The organism is Marinobacter sp. 1-4A, from assembly GCF_016597725.1.
GTDB lineage: Bacteria > Pseudomonadota > Gammaproteobacteria > Pseudomonadales > Oleiphilaceae > Marinobacter.
On record NZ_VCGY01000001.1, the window covers coordinates 808,381 to 824,149 of the forward strand.

14 protein-coding genes are annotated in these 15,769 nt (G+C 52.8%); 4 read left to right on the forward strand and 10 right to left on the reverse strand.

Annotated features, from left to right (window positions below):
* Positions 1–193 precede the first annotated feature (193 nt).
* From recJ to ffh, 10 genes are all read right to left on the reverse strand, one after another.
* Complete coding sequence (gene recJ / locus FE845_RS03550) at positions 194–1,927, reverse strand: single-stranded-DNA-specific exonuclease RecJ (protein WP_200361786.1); 1,734 nt, start codon at positions 1,925–1,927, stop codon at positions 194–196.
* Positions 1,928–1,933: 6 nt separating this feature from the next.
* The gene (gene thrC, locus FE845_RS03555; protein WP_200361787.1) at positions 1,934–3,334 is read right to left on the reverse strand and encodes a threonine synthase; all 1,401 of its coding nucleotides are present in this window, start codon (positions 3,332–3,334) and stop codon (positions 1,934–1,936) included.
* Between the two features lie 26 nt (positions 3,335–3,360).
* A complete protein-coding gene (locus FE845_RS03560; RefSeq protein ID WP_200361788.1) occupies positions 3,361–4,662 on the reverse strand; it encodes a homoserine dehydrogenase in 1,302 nt (433 codons plus the stop codon).
* Positions 4,663–4,812: 150 nt separating this feature from the next.
* Complete coding sequence (locus FE845_RS03565) at positions 4,813–5,544, reverse strand: DsbC family protein (RefSeq protein WP_200361789.1); 732 nt, start codon at positions 5,542–5,544, stop codon at positions 4,813–4,815.
* 135 nt (positions 5,545–5,679) lie between these two features.
* Positions 5,680–6,582 carry a site-specific tyrosine recombinase XerD gene (gene xerD / locus FE845_RS03570; protein ID WP_200361790.1) on the reverse strand — a complete coding sequence of 301 codons (903 nt, stop codon included), beginning with the start codon at positions 6,580–6,582 and terminating at the stop codon, positions 5,680–5,682.
* Positions 6,583–6,694: 112 nt separating this feature from the next.
* Positions 6,695–7,051, reverse strand: a complete 357-nt coding sequence (rplS, locus tag FE845_RS03575) for a 50S ribosomal protein L19 (RefSeq protein WP_200361791.1) — start codon at positions 7,049–7,051, stop codon at positions 6,695–6,697.
* Positions 7,052–7,076: 25 nt separating this feature from the next.
* Positions 7,077–7,835 carry a tRNA (guanosine(37)-N1)-methyltransferase TrmD gene (gene trmD, locus FE845_RS03580; RefSeq protein ID WP_200361792.1) on the reverse strand — a complete coding sequence of 253 codons (759 nt, stop codon included), beginning with the start codon at positions 7,833–7,835 and terminating at the stop codon, positions 7,077–7,079.
* 3 nt (positions 7,836–7,838) lie between these two features.
* Positions 7,839–8,366, reverse strand: coding sequence for a ribosome maturation factor RimM (gene rimM, locus FE845_RS03585; RefSeq protein WP_200361793.1), 528 nt, complete (start codon positions 8,364–8,366; stop codon positions 7,839–7,841).
* A 27-nt stretch (positions 8,367–8,393) separates the two neighbouring features.
* Positions 8,394–8,633 carry a 30S ribosomal protein S16 gene (gene rpsP / locus FE845_RS03590; RefSeq protein WP_200361794.1) on the reverse strand — a complete coding sequence of 80 codons (240 nt, stop codon included), beginning with the start codon at positions 8,631–8,633 and terminating at the stop codon, positions 8,394–8,396.
* Positions 8,634–8,797: 164 nt separating this feature from the next.
* Positions 8,798–10,186, reverse strand: a complete 1,389-nt coding sequence (gene ffh, locus FE845_RS03595; RefSeq protein WP_200361795.1) for a signal recognition particle protein — start codon at positions 10,184–10,186, stop codon at positions 8,798–8,800.
* A 181-nt stretch (positions 10,187–10,367) separates the two neighbouring features.
* On the opposite strand from ffh, the gene FE845_RS03600 reads away from it, so the two are divergent.
* The 4 genes from FE845_RS03600 (at position 10,368) to FE845_RS03615 (ending at position 15,695) form a co-directional block, all read left to right on the forward strand.
* Complete coding sequence (locus FE845_RS03600) at positions 10,368–11,174, forward strand: inner membrane protein YpjD (protein ID WP_200361796.1); 807 nt, start codon at positions 10,368–10,370, stop codon at positions 11,172–11,174.
* Between the two features lie 82 nt (positions 11,175–11,256).
* Complete coding sequence (locus FE845_RS03605; protein ID WP_200361797.1) at positions 11,257–12,540, forward strand: HlyC/CorC family transporter; 1,284 nt, start codon at positions 11,257–11,259, stop codon at positions 12,538–12,540.
* Positions 12,541–12,694: 154 nt separating this feature from the next.
* Positions 12,695–13,297: a Yip1 family protein gene (locus FE845_RS03610; RefSeq protein ID WP_200361798.1), complete on the forward strand. Its 603-nt coding sequence runs from the start codon at positions 12,695–12,697 to the stop codon at positions 13,295–13,297.
* 199 nt (positions 13,298–13,496) lie between these two features.
* A complete protein-coding gene (locus tag FE845_RS03615; RefSeq protein WP_200361799.1) occupies positions 13,497–15,695 on the forward strand; it encodes a DUF1631 domain-containing protein in 2,199 nt (732 codons plus the stop codon).
* Positions 15,696–15,769: the final 74 nt, after the last annotated feature.

A 15,769-nucleotide genomic window follows, 5' to 3' on the forward strand; every position in this document is an offset into this window, starting at 1 on the left:
CTTGACGAAAACATCCCTGTTTTCGACACTCCCGGAAAGCCGTTCCTGACCAGCGCCCGATATGTGAAACGAGCCTGCGATACTGTGGACTGTGCCAAGTGCAGACCTGCCCCGTGACCACCCACCAAACAGCAAGGCCCGCAATAAAACTAACTCAGCTAGTGTCCCGTCAGCGAATTAGCCAGACGGGACACTAGGAAAGCGGCTCCAGATAATCCACCAATAGCTGTAGATTAGTCCGCCCCCGAAATGTGTTGGCATCAGGCTTATAAACCACACGAGCCCCAGTGCGCGTATAATCAGGAACTTCCGGCCCGGTATTGAATGCAATGCCATCAATAATGCCGCTGCCATCCACAGGCTGCAAAACCAGCTTCAAGTGGTTTTCGCCCACAATACGCTGGCTGACCACCCGAAACTCGCCATCGAACAAAGGCTCCGGGAAGTGCTGCCCCCAAGGACCCGCACGCTTGAGCAGCGCTGCCGTTTCCAGCGACAGTTCATCCGAACTTAGCGGGCCATCGGTGGTGATCGCTGCCTCAAGGTCTGCGGCGGTGAGAGTATCCCGCACAGCCTGATCGAAAGCATCGGAGAATGTATCGAGGTCGCGCCGGGCTAAGGTCATACCAGCCGCCATCGCGTGGCCACCGTATTTATGCATCACACCGGGATACCGTGAGTCCACAACCGCCAGCACATCGCGGATATGGAGGCCCGGAATGGATCGGGCTGAGCCTTTTATATCCACACCGTTTTCATCCGGCGCAAACGCGATGGTGGGTCTATGGGTCTGTTCGCGGATTCTGGCCGCAAGAATACCAATGACCCCTTGGTGCCACTCCTGATCAAACAGCGCCAGCCCCCAAGGTAGCCCTTCCAGATCCAAAGACATGGAAGCGAGTAGGTCCTGCGCCTGGGTTTTCATGTCTTTTTCGATGGTGCGCCTTTCCCGGTTGAAGGTATCCAGTTCACGGGCAAGTCGGCGGGCTTCGTCCGGGTTGTCTGCCAACAGGCAGGCTATGCCAACACTCATATCGTCGAGTCGGCCGGCTGCGTTGAGCCTTGGGCCAATTACAAATCCGAGATCGGTTGAGCTTATGTTCCCATGCTCTCGGCCAGCCACTTCAAGCAGTGCAAGGATGCCCGGGCGGGCTTCGCCTTGGCGGATTCGGCGCAAGCCCTGTTCGACAAAAATGCGATTATTGTGATCCAGCGGAACTACGTCAGCGACTGTACCCAGCGCAACCAGATCCAACAGACTACCCAAGTTGGGCTCCGGTTGTGGCAAGAGGCCAGCTTCCCTTAGTTTTTTGCGCAGGGCAGTGAGCACGTAGAACATAACACCCACGCCCGCAGCATGTTTACTCAGGAAGGCACAACCCGGTTGATTGGGATTTACAATGGCATCGGCATCCGGGAGCGTTTCACCAGCAAGGTGGTGATCCGTAACCACCACTTTGATGCCCAGTTCCTTCGCTGCACGTACACCCTCGATGGCTGAGATTCCGTTATCCACCGTCACCAGGAGATCTGGCAGTTCACCGTCTTCGAGGAGTCGCTCAATAATCCCCGGAGTCAGTCCATAACCATCCGAAAAGCGGCTGGGTACACGAAAATCAATGCGCTGCAATCCGAGCATGGAGAGCCCAAGCATGGCGACTGCTGTGCTGGTAGCGCCATCAGCATCAAAATCACCGAGTACAAGTACCCGCTGGTTTTGGACAATGGCATCTGTCAGGAGTTCAACCGCGCGGTCGATGCCCCGCAACTCGAAAGGCGAAGCCAGGTGTTTGAGGGTGTAACTCAATTGGCTATCGGAGGTAACACCGCGAGCGGCATAGAGGCGGCGGAGCAAAGGGGGTAGATCTTGCCCCCAACCCGGATAGCTCTCCGGGCGGGGACGACGCAGGATCTTTTTGGGTGTCATACAGGATTATGCATTCTTCCAGTGCTTTGCGATAAATGCCTGAACCCCTGCTCTATCGTTGTCGAGCACGGTGTATCGCTCCTCCCGCTCGAACAGATCTGCCATGTGAGCCGGAAGTGCCGGTTTAACCGTCAGTCCGGATTCAACGATGGCATCAGGGAACTTGGCAGGATGAGCGGTGCCAAGGGTGATCATCGGAATTTGATCATCACGGCGACAAGCCCGAGCAGCGTGCACGCCAATGGCGGTGTGGGGGTCTAGCAGGTATTCGTTCTGCTGATAGACTTCACGGATGGTGTCACACGTCGCCTTATCATCAACGGCAGCGCTGTCAAACAGCTTACGCGCCTTCTTCCAGCGGTAATCTTCAATACTAACAGGGCCTTTGGCCGCGTTTTCGAGCAGTTCTTTAACTGCAAGCCCATCACGGCCGTGAAGATCGAACAGCAAACGCTCAAAGTTGCTGGACACCATAATGTCCATACTCGGCGAAAGGGTGTGCTCAAGTTTATGTTGCTCGTATTTGTTGCCACTCATGAAGCGATGGAGAATATCGTTTTTGTTGGTGGCGATGACCAACTGCGATATGGGAAGCCCCATCTTCTTTGCCAGATAGCCGGCAAAGATATCTCCAAAATTACCGGTAGGCACAGAAAATGCCATGCTGCGATCCGGGCCACCGAGAGCGAGTGAAGCATGGAAGTAGTAAACAATCTGAGCCATGATCCGGGCCCAGTTAATGGAGTTCACTGCTGCCAGTTTGGCTTTACCACCCAGAAACGACTGGTCGCCAAAGCTCTCTTTAACCATGCGCTGGCAGTCATCAAAATTGCCTTTAATGGCAATATTGTGGATGTTGTCACCTTGCACCGTGGTCATCTGGCGACGCTGTACTTCAGATACACGCTCGTAAGGGTGCAGGATGAAGATATCCACGTGCTCACAGCGGCGACAGCCCTCAATAGCCGCAGACCCGGTATCCCCGGAAGTCGCGCCCATAATTACTGCGTGCTCCTGACGCTTTTCAAGCACATGATCCAGCAAGCGGCCGAGCAACTGAAGGGCAAAATCCTTGAATGCCAATGTTGGCCCGCGGAATAGCTCCATCACCCATTCGTTAGCATCAAGCTGCACCAACGGAGCAACCGCTTTATGGGCAAAGACACTGTAGGTGTCATCAAGCATCTGCCGGAAATCAGCCTCTGGAATGGCCTCCTCCACAAACGGATACATAATATTGAACGCAAGCTCCGTGTATGGAAGCCCACGCCAGCTGCGGATCTCTTCCAAACTGAAGTGCGGGAGTGATTCCGGCACATAAAGGCCGCCGTCGGGGGCTAACCCTGTGAGCAAAACGTCTTCAAAGCCCAGTGCGGGTGCTTCTCCCCGCGTACTGATGTATCTCACGTGAGTACCTGCTGGTTATGGTTTTCTCAGTTAAAGTTTTCGGCGCGAATACGTACAACCGGGCCGTCTGTATCAGAGAGGGACTCCAGCTCTTCAATAGCGCGGTTGATCTGCCGCTCCTGCACAGTGTGAGTGAGGATAATGACCGGAATACGACCATCTTTCATTTCCGACTCTTTCTGCATGATCGACTCGATATTGATGCCGTGCTCACTCAGAATGGATGCTATCTTAGCCAGCACACCAGGGCGGTCCAAAGCGGTTATGCGCAGATAGTAGGCAGACTGGATATCTTCCATGGAAAGTACATCCAGATTTTCCAGAGCATCCGGGGTAAATCCGAGGTAAGGCACTCTCAACGTGCTTCCACTGGCCACGATGCGCGCAACATCGACAACATCTGCAATGACTGCAGAAGCCGTTGCTTCATCACCCGCACCAGGGCCGTAATACATGGTCTGGCCGACCGCGTCACCATCTACAAGAACAGCGTTCAGAACGCCATCAACCTGAGCAATCAGGTGGCTTTGAGGAACCAGAGTGGGATGCACACGCAGCTCGATACCGTCATCCCGACGGCGCGCAATACCCAGATGCTTGATGCGATAGCCAAGTTGCTCCGCGTGGGCAATGTCGTAAGGTGTGATTGACGAAATCCCTTCGGTAAAGGCTTTTTCAAACTGCAGAGGAACGCCAAAACCTGCCGAAGCGAGAATGGTCAGCTTATGGGCTGCATCGATACCCTCAACGTCAAAAGTCGGGTCTGCTTCCGCGTAACCGAGATCCTGAGCTTCTTTAAGCACCTCAGCAAACGCACGGCCGGCCCGCATTTCGGTAAGAATATAGTTACCCGTGCCGTTGATAATGCCAGCAATCCAATCAATACGATTACCCGCCAAGCCTTCACGAATAGCCTTCATTACAGGAATGCCGCCTGCAACACCCGCTTCATAGGCAACCACAACGCCAGCCTTTTCTGCAGCGGCAAATATCTCGTTACCATGAACGGCAATCAACGCCTTGTTGGCAGTGACCACGTGTTTACCATTGCCGATGGCTGCTAGCACTAGCTCACGTGCGGTTTCATAACCACCGATCAGCTCTACCACAACGTCGACCGCGGGGTCGTTCACCACATCGAAGATCTCGGTGCTGAAGGCCACATCGCCAAGATCTAAATCGTCACGGTTACGCCGGCTAGCTACCCGGGTAATTCGGATATTACAGCCCGAACGGCCCGCAATAAGTGCGGCATTACGAGTCAATACATTGAATGTACCGCCGCCAACGGTTCCCAGTCCGCAGATTCCGACATTGACGTCTTTCAAGCTCTCACCTCTGATCCCGAAGGGGTCCTGATGTATTGTAATAGCGCAGCAAAGTGCAATTGCGGCGCTGAAAGGCCGCATAGTATACCGATTCAGGGCTTGATGAATAAGCCCCGAACCAAAAGCAAGTCACAGAAGTTCGTAACCGTTTTAAAGCAGGCCAAGCCCGTCGGCAAGACTCTTGGCTGGTACATAGCCCCGCACAATGTTGCCGTCCTCCAGCACAATTGCAGGCGTGCCCGTAACACCAACCCGCTGGCCAAGCTTAAACTGCTCCAACACAGGGTTTTCGCACTCGGCCGCAGGCACTGCTTTACCGGCTTTTGCTGCGCTCATCGCAGCTTGCTGGTCCTCCGCGCACCAAACGGATTCGTATTTCACAAACGATGGTTGGCCAGGGCCGGAGCGCGGATAGGCATAGTAATTCACTGTGATACCGTACTCATTGAGTTGCGGCACCTCATCATGGAGTTTGCGGCAATAGGGGCAGTCAATATCGGTAAATACATCGATCACGGCTTTTTCATTGCTTGCCTTGAATGTGATAAGCCCATCCTTGCCATAACTTTCCATGGTCTTCTGGCGCTGTCCGGCTCTGGCCTCTTCTGTCACGTTGGCGATGCCCTTGTCAGTAATCTTGAGCAAATCGCCGGTAAGCAGATACTGCCCGTCAGACGTGGTATAGATGGTTTCACCGTTAGCGCTTTGAACTTCATAAAGCCCTTTAGCTTCGGACTCTTGCACCGACAGAATTTTCAACCCCGGCACGGCACTGGAGAGCCTGTCGCTGATGCCATCTTCAACATCACCTGCAATACCGTAGGGCGAGCCCAGAACTCCAACTGTCATCACAACCGTCACAAAAAACCGTTTTACATTCATTCTGGCAAACACACCTATTCCGTCGAATATTAAAAGGACTTGCGGGAACACCCACGCCAGCCACGAAACCTAGAACTCTGCGACACCTGCGTGGAACAAAAGTTCAAAACCCTACCTTACCGAAAAATCACAAGCTCAACCACGGGGATGGTGAGCCTGATGCAGCGACTGCAAGCGCTGGCGTGCAACGTGGGTGTATATCTGGGTGGTAGAAAGATCAGAGTGACCTAGCAACATTTGAACCACACGCAGGTCAGCGCCATGGTTTAGCAAATGGGTTGCAAAAGCATGCCTGAGCGTATGGGGTGATAAATGCTTGCGAATACCAGTGCGCACGGCGTATTGGCGAACACGATGCCAAAAGGTTTGCCGCGTCATGGCTGCCGCCCGGTTACCGGGAAACAGCGCATCGCAGGCACGGCCCTTGAGTAGCTCCGGGCGCCCCTCTTTCATATATCGCAAAAGCCAGTCTACCGCCTCTTCCCCCAAAGGGACCAACCGCTCTTTGTCGCCCTTGCCCGTCACACGTATAACCCCTTGGCGCAGGTTAACCTGATCAACACGCAGCTCGGTGAGTTCAGACACACGAAGACCGCACCCATAGAGTATTTCCAACATAGCTTTGTCGCGCTGCTCAATGGGCAATCCGGGATCCGGCTCAGCCAGCAGCGCGTCCACTTCCTGCTCAGTCAGTGAGTCGGGTAGTCGGCGTGGTAAGCGGGGGCTGTCGATACGCAATGTGGGATCTTCAGCTATCAGGCGTTCGCGAAGAAGAAACCGATAGAAGCGCCGAATACCCGAAAGCCGACGGGCTGCAGTAGATGTTTTAAGGCCTTGGGCAAGACCGCTGGCCATCCAGTCCAGTAGATCCGTTCGTCGCACCTGCGCCAACAAGGGCTTACCGGGGCGACCCTCCAACCAGGCCGACAACCGCTGCAGATCACTGCGATACGCCTGACGGGTCTTTTCACCCAGACCATCCTCAAGCCAAACCGCATCGACGAACCGGACTACTACTGCTTCATCTTCGGGCCTCATAGACTCGCTCTCTGACAACCTCATTCACAATACTGCATTCTGGCTCGCCAGAATCGAAAAAGGCAGCCCTAAGGCTGCCTTTTTCACTGCAAGGTTGCTCAGCGGAAGCTGATCAGCCCAGCTTTTCCTTGATACGTGCCGCCTTACCAGACAGCTCGCGCAAGTAGTAAAGCTTGGCTTGACGCACATCACCACGACGCTTCACTGAAATGCTGTCGATCAGCTTGGAGAAGGTCTGGAAAGTACGCTCAACGCCTACGCCGTAGGAAATCTTCCGTACGGTGAATGACGAGTTCATGCCACGGTTACGCTTACCGATAACAACACCTTCGAACGCCTGCAGACGCTCACGGTTGCCTTCCGTTACACGAACCTGAATAACCACGGTATCACCCGGCGCAAACGGGGGGATTTCCTTGGTCATCTGCTCTGTTTCAATTTGATTGATGATGTTGTTCTTGCCGCTCATCGTAATGCTCCTGATACCCAATCTTTTAATGCCCTGATGATTCAGAGGCACACGGTTCGTTTAAAATCTCACCCAGCAACTCACGCTCTTCATCCGTAAGCACCCGCTTTTCGAGCAGGTCGGGGCGTCGTTCCCGGGTTCGCCTCAGCGACTGCTTGAGTCGCCAACGCCGGATCTGATCATGGTGACCGCCCAACAAAATATCCGGCACCGCCTGACCTTCGTAAACTTCGGGCCGGGTGTAGTGCGGACAATCCAGCAAACCGTCAGCAAATGAATCTTGTTCTGCCGACTGCGCATGACCCAGCGCTCCGGGGATGAGGCGTGTAACCGCATCAATAACAGTCATCGCTGCTAACTCGCCACCAGAAAGCACAAAGTCTCCCAAAGATATTTCCCGGTCGACTTCTGTTGCTATCAGGCGCTCATCAACACCTTCATAACGGCCTGCAACCAGAATTAGACGCTCTTCTGCAGCCAGTGACTCAACTACAGCTTGATTCAGCGTTTCACCCTGAGGTGATAGATAAACCACACAGGCTTTTCCTGGCGCTGCTTTCCGTGCTGCGTGGATGGCATCTCTGAGCGGCTGAATTTTCATCAGCATACCCGGGCCACCCCCGTAAGGACGGTCGTCAACGGTGCGGTGACGGTCTTCGGTAAACTCTCGAGGGTTCCAGCTATTGAAGGTCAAAAGACCATCACGCACTGCCCTACTCGTTATCCCGTAATCCGTTACCGCCTGAAACATTTCGGGGAACAGGCTGACTGCGCCAATCCACACCCGTCAGAACTCCGGATCCCAGTCTGCAACCAACTTGCGCGCTTCCAGATCAATTTCCCGAACCACTTGGTCAGGAAGATATGGAATCAGGCGCTCCCGCTGATCTATTGAGTCAGCCGTTGCGTGCACAACCAGTACGTCATTGGAACCGGTTTCTATTAGGTGGTCCACTCTTCCGAGGCACTCACCCTCAACCGTAAACACATTAAGGCCCTGCAACTGACGCCAGTAAAACTCGCCTTCAGGGAGCTCTGGCAACTCAGCAGTCGGAACCTTGATCTCAGCGCCACAATAAGTGCGCGCCAGCTCACGATCACCAATACCTTTAAGCCTGACAACGATCGCCTTACCTTGGCGGCGACCCTCCTCAAGCTTTACAGGAATACGCTTACCTTCCAGATCAAGAACCCAGTTGGTATAGCCAAGTATTCCTTCTATGGGGTCGGTAAAGGAATAGACTTTGAGCCATCCTTTAACCCCAAACACCGAGGTAATTCGACCGATCACAGTTTCCTGCGAATTCTGCGTCATGCTACAACCTCGGCTGTCAGTAAAAGCTTACTCAGCAGTTTTTAGCAGCTGCGCAACGCGATCGCTGGTCTGTGCGCCCTGACCTACCCAGTAATTCACTCGGTCGCGATCAACGCGCAGACGCTCTTCCTGACCGCGGGCGATCGGGTTGAAGAAGCCAACGCGTTCAATGAAGGCACCGTCACGTGAGTTACGGCTGTCAGTTACTGTTAGGTGATAGAACGGGCGCTTCTTGGAACCGCCACGAGCCAAACGGATTGTTACCATTTAACCAATATCCTGTTCTGTTATACGAACTTTGTACGTTTCACGCTTGCCACAACCGTGGCTGACGCGGAGACCCATACTCGAAAGGGGCGCTATTCTATGCTAAAAATACGCCAAAGAAAACAGGCAAACAGACTGAATGCAGGTTTTCCTTGTAAGGCTTTTTACATACGGCCAAACGGAGGCATTCCACCGCCACCACCGCCCGGCGGCATCATACCACCAAGACCGCGCATCATATTCGCCATTCCGCCCTTTTTGCTAAACTTTTTCATCATCTTTTGCATTTGCTTGTGCTGCTTGAGCAGGCGATTAACGTCCTGTATCTGCGTTCCGGAGCCTGCGGCTATACGGCGCTTACGGGAATTATTGATAACATCCGGGTGACGGCGTTCTTTTGCGGTCATGGAACAGATGATCGCTTCCAGCTGACCCATAGACTTATCGTTGACTTGCTGCTGGGCTACCTGTGCCATTTGCCCCATGCCCGGAAGCTTATCCATCAAGCCACCGATGCCGCCCATATTCTTCATCTGCTGGAGCTGATCCCGGAAGTCCTCCAGATCAAAGCTTTTGCCTTTCTTGATTTTCTTGGTGAGCTTTTGGGCCTTTTTCTGGTCCAGCTTGCGCTCCGCCTCTTCAATAAGAGAGAGCACGTCACCCATACCCAGAATCCGGGACGCAACCCGATCTGGATGAAATGGCTCCAAAGCATCGGACTTTTCACCGACACCCATAAATTTAATGGGCTTACCGGTAATATGCCGGACCGATAGCGCAGCACCGCCACGGGCATCACCGTCGGCTTTAGTCAGCACCACACCAGTCAATGGCAGGGCATCATTGAACGCTTTCGCCGTATTAGCGGCGTCCTGCCCTGTCATGGCATCGACTACAAAGAGAGTTTCCACCGGCTTGACCGCATTATGCAGCCGACCGATCTCGCCCATCATCTGCTCGTCAACGTGCAGGCGACCGGCGGTATCCAGAATGACAACATCAATGTGTTTCTTGCGGGCTGCCGCAACAGCACCTTCGGCAATAACAACCGGATCCTGATCCGCGGTACTGGGAAAAAATTCAACGCCTACCTCGCCCGCCAGCGTTTCCAACTGCTTAATTGCTGCAGGTCGATAAACGTCAGCACTCACCACCAAGACAGATTTCTTTTGGCGCTCTTTTAGAAAACGCGCCAGCTTGGCAACTGTAGTAGTTTTACCCGCGCCTTGAAGGCCCGCCATCATGATCACAGCGGGGGGCTGAACAGCTAGGTTAAGGGTTTCATTCCCCTCGCCCATCACTCGTTCCAGCTCCTGCTGAACCACTTTCACAAATACTTGGCCGGGAGTGAGGCTGCGCTGAACTTCTTGCCCGATTGCCCTTTGGCGGACACCTTCAACAAAGTCCTTTACCACCGGCAAGGCGACATCGGCCTCCAGCAGCGCCATGCGCACTTCCCGAAGAGTGTCCTTTATATTGTCATCGGTGAGCCGCGCCTGACCGGAAATCTTGCGCAGGCTACCGGAAAGTCGGTCTTGGAGGTTTTCAAACATGTTGCTCTTCCGTACCCCGGGTAAATTGAGTGCACAAACCTCAGAGCCAGCTTTGGCTCCTTGATTCCTGTTGCATAATCGCGACATTATAACCAGACTATCGTCCTGAAACGACCAACCCGGTCAAATCGGCAGCCAAGCTTGCCGATCTCCAGCCAGCACAGTGGTGAATAAGGAAGTTATGGGAACGCTGATTCTCGCGGTCACCTCTCTTTTTCTGTATAGCGTCGGCACCGCTTTGCAGGCGCTTCACTTTCGTGGGCGTGTACAAAGCAACATCGCCATCACCACTCTTATTGGTATGCTGGCACTCACCTCCCACGGACTTCTGATTACCCAAACTATCCACCATGATGGTGGTGTTGATCTGGGTTTTTTCAAAAGCTCGGTGCTGATCTCTTGGCTGATTGTATTTTTGCTGCTGGGGCTAAACCTAAGAAAGCCGGTACAAAGCCTCTTTTTGGGCGTTTACCCACTGGCCGCCTTCACCATCATCATGGCCTTGATTACGCACACACCGTCGCGACTGGTTTCCGATGAGAGCTATGGAGTGCTTTCCCATATCGCACTATCAGTGACAGCCTACAGCCTGTTTTCTCTGGCGGCTATACAGGCAACCTTGCTGTACTTCCAGAACCAGCAACTGAAACAGAACTACAATAGCCCTCTGCTGCGCAATTTGCCGCCATTGCAAACTATGGAGTCTCTGCTTTTCGAAATGGTCTGGGCCGGAGTGGTTATGCTGATTCTTGCCATTGTGACGGGCGCAGTTTTTATAGAAAACCTGTTTGCCCAGAACTTGGCTCATAAGACTGTGTTCTCCATACTCTCGCTACTGGTTTTCGTAGCCCTACTAGTAGGGCGGTACACCAAGGGCTGGCGAGGCATGACCGCAAGCCGTTGGACACTGGCTGGTTGCGCACTCTTGATGCTCGCGTTTTATGGCAGCAAGTTTGCACTTGAGCTTGTCTTTCAGAATGGCGGCTAACTCTCGCCCCATTACCTCTTGACACCGGGCGCAATCAGAACCAAATTTCGCTAAATACCAGCAACATAAGGACACCTTTAGTTTGGACGGTACATCGCTTACTGCGCTGTCGATAATTCTTGTCGGGCTGATCATGCTGTCGGCATTTTTTTCCAGCTCCGAAACCGGAATGATGTCGCTGAACCGGTATCGCCTGAAACACATGGCGAAGACCGGCCACAAAGGCGCAAAGCGCGCCCAAGGCCTGCTGCAGCGGACCGATCAGTTAATCGGCATCATTCTTATAGGCAATAATTTCGTTAACATTCTGGCCTCGTCCATAGCGACGGTCATAGCCATACGCATATGGGGCGATGCCGGCATAGCCATAGCGACACTTCTGCTGACCATAGTGATTCTGATTTTTGCGGAAGTCACACCAAAAACCCTTGCCGCCCTATTTCCCGAAAAAATTGCATTTCCTGCAAGCTACATCCTCGGGCCTCTACTCAAGATTCTTTACCCGGTCGTATGGGCGGTCAACCTATTTACAGGCGCTATTCTGAGGATTTTGAGAATTTCACCGAACGACGCTGCCAGCGACCACCTGAGCCGAGAAGAACTCAGAACGCTTGTGAACGAAGCTGGCGCGCTTATCCCGGCCAAGCACAAAGACATGCTGGTTAGCATTTTGGATCTCGAAAAGGTAACCGTGAACGACATCATGGTTCCCCGGAACGACGTCTCCGGCATCGATTTGGACGACGACACTGACACCATTTTGCGCCAACTGAGAAACAGTCAGCACACCCGCCTGCCCGTCTTCAAAGGCGACATCAATGAGATACAGGGCATTCTGCACCTACGCAGCGCTACCAAGCTGTTGCAGCAGGAAGAAATCAGCAAAACCATGATCCTGCAGCTTTGCCAAGAGCCTTACTTTGTGCCCGAGAGCACACCCCTTAATACCCAGCTAATCAACTTCCAAAAGGGTAAGCGCCGGTTCGGCATTGTGGTGGATGAGTACGGCGATGTACTGGGGCTTGCCACTCTGGAAGACATTCTTGAAGAAATCGTTGGTGAGTTCACTACCGATTACGCAGCAACCAGCCCCGACATCATTCCGCAAGAAGACGGCACATTCATTGTGGACGGCACAACTGCTGTGCGCACGATCAATAAAACTCTGGGCTGGAAACTTCCCATCGATGGCCCGAAAACCCTCAATGGCCTAATCACCGAGACCCTTGAGAACATCCCCGACACTAACGTTTGCCTCAAAGTAGACGGCCACCGGGTAGAAGTGCTTCAAATCAAAGACAATGTTGTGAAAGCGGCCATTGTTCATCCGAAAAAACGTAAAAAACGGACTCTCTCCATCGCCTAATAGATGCCAGCACCTGCTCTTCGCTATAGACGTTCCAGTTATAGCGAAGCCTGTTCTAGAAAGATCAAAATGTAACCAGCTCCTTGACGCATATCAATCTGGCACCAACACTTAAGGCGTATGCGAAACAACAATAATCGCAAGGAGTTTTTCCATGAGTCTGACACACACCTTTGGCCTGCTGACCAACCCTGACAACCAATGGAAAGCCATTCGAAAAGATTCGGAATCTGTTACACGCCTTTATATGGGGCACGTATTACTACTTGCACTTATACCTGCCGTCGCAGGCTTCGTTGGAACCACTCAGGTGGGCTGGCAAATCGGTAACGGTCAGGTCACCCGCCTGTCTATAAACAGTGCACTAAGTCTGTCCGTACTATTTTACGCGGCTATGCTGGCGGGCATATTCATTCTCGGAAAGTTTATCGATTTCTTTGCGGCGACCTACGATGCGAGCGACCAGACACCGCGAGGCGTTGCCATGGCTGCCTACACCGCAACACCCATGTTCCTGATTGGCGTTATCGCAGTTTACCCTAATATCTGGGTGAATATGCTGGCCGGGCTTGTTGCCATTGCCTACGCGGTATACCTGCTTTATGAAGGACTACCTATTCTCATGAAGATCCCTGAAGACCGGGGGTTCATGTTTGCCACAGCTGTACTCACTGTTGGGCTGGTTATGTTTGTCGGCCTACTTGCCATTAGCGTGGTCATTTGGAGCGTAGGAATTGGCCCGATATACGTTAACTGATATCGGAAACTCGACAGCCAAAATAAGCTAACTTTCATTAGGGTGTTCTTCCGGAACACCCTTTGTTTTTTGAATGAGTACGCAACTTTGTTTTTAATTATGTTAACCAAGCTGAAAATGGGGTAGATTTAGTCTATAACTCAAAACAAGCAGTCTGGCTTGGCTATAAATACGGTTGAGCCATCAACAGGAGTCGGCTATGAACAAGCAGTCCGGCATACATTACCTCCGCGACCACAAAGGGACCGCTAGCAACGAAGCCGTGCCTACGGAGGTAGCCCGTATCCGCGACACAGTTGTCGCCGGACTGGGTGATTTGCTGCAGGGCGCGTTTGATGCCGTTGACGATTCGCTGTTCGAGCTGGCCAACAATGCCCGCAGCAATAATGAGCAGAACCGCTACTTTGAAGCCATGCGGGAAATTCGCATCAAACGTAAGGGTGTAGAGCGGCACTTCCAAAATACCGTTGCGCAATTTTTTGCCAACCCTCCCCATACAGACCAATTACACGAAGACTCACTTGGGCAACAGGCAAACGCAGACAATCTAGCGCTCGTCGGCAATGATGATCTTGAAGAGCAAGTAGCTCTGAACGCCATGATCACCAAAGCCAAAGCCCATTTTCAGGGGCCTCTAATCCAGCTGCAAGCCCGCTTCAGCCACGTCTACGAGGGTGCATCGGATCAATCACCGGTCAACCCTATGGCCCCGGAGCACCTTTGCAGTGCCTTTACCGAGGCTATTCAGGCTTTGGAGATACAAATCCGTGAACGATTGATTCTGCTAAAGCAGTTTGATCGCTACGTGGTCTCCAATTTGGGCATGCTGCTAGACGAAGCCAATAGAATTCTCGTTCAGGCAGGCGTCATCCCCAATTTTCGCTTTCACGGAAAAACAAGCCAACAGCACAGCGCTTCAGGGAATCGCGAAAGCCAAGAACACGCTTCTGAACAGAGCCAAAACCGGCCTAACGGCGATGCTTCAAGCAACAGCGCGGTTTTCGATCAGATCCACCAATTGTTGGCACGCCAGAGAGCTAACTCTGGCATGTCGCCACAGTCGCACGACCCAGACATTCGGATTATCGGCGGCAGCGAACTCTTTAGCCTGCTTGCTTCGCTGCCTTTGAGCACCCAGACGGGCAATGAGCGCAATCTCAGCGAAGGCGAACCTCTAACGATAGACCTTCGCAGCGCGGTTCAGCAAATTCTGGCCCAGACCAATACCAGCGACGGCAAGAGACCCGCTTTGAAGGAAGTAGACGAGGACTTAATCAACCTTGTCTCTATGTTGTTCGAGTTTATTCTTGATGACTACAGTTTGTCCGCTCCGGTACAAGTTCTCATCAGCCGATTGCAGATTCCCATCTTGAAAGTTGTCCTCAAGGATAAGAGCTTTTTCAGCAAGACGACGCACCCTGCGCGCAAGCTACTCAATGCTCTCGCCCGGGCTGGAATCGGTTGGAGCAACAGCGACGAAAAAGCTAGAGACAAGCTTTACGAGAAAATTCACAGCATTGTGCAGAAAATTCTTTGTGAGTTTGATGGCGACGTCACACTCTTTGAGAGCCTGAATCAAGAGTTTGAAGAGTTCCTTGCAAGAGAAAACCGAAAGTCGTCTCTTGTAGAACAACGCACCCGTGAATCGGAGCGCGGCCGCATCAAGTCCCAGAAAGCACAGGAGTTGGTCGACCGGGTGATAAAAGAGCGAGTTGCACGCTACCGCCTCCCGGAGCCGGTGCACAACATCCTCATTAATGGCTGGAGCCGGTTTATGTTTCTGGCCTACCTTCGAGATGATGTGGAGCATCGCTGGCAAGAAAGCGTAAAAGTCGTTGATGATTTGATCTGGTGCTTGCTCCCACATGAAGACGACTCCGAGCGGGATCAGTGGGTTCGCGTTGTTCCGGGCTTACTGAAGTCGCTGCGCGCAGGGCTGGAAGAAGTTTCTTACAATGCAACAAAGCTTGACGACACCATGGGGCTGCTCAAGCATGAGTTGGCTGAAGCTTTCCGTGCAAGCCCAAATATTGAAATAGCGGAAGAACTGCCAACTCAAGAAGACTCCTTTACCGAGACCCATAATGCTGCATACCTCCAGCCCGAAGACTCTGCCATGGCAGAGCATATGGCTCAGGTTGACAGCATTGAGGTTGGTAACTGGGTAGAGTTCCGGCTGGTAAATGGCGCAAACTTCCGCTGCAAGCTCTCAGCGATTATTGATGAAGCAGACTGCTTTGTTTTTGTGAACCGCATGGGCCTGAAGGTCATCGAAAAGACCCGCATTGAACTTGCCCAAGAAATGCGACGCGGTAGAATGACTCGGCTCGAGCAAGGAGCACTCATTGACCGGGCTCTGGATGCCGTGGTTGGTTCACTGCGCAGCAAAACCGCCTGATTAGGCTTTGGGCCGCAACCACACGCGGGCCTAAGCCCAATGCAGCGTTCATTCCGTAATATTGGAGAAATCTA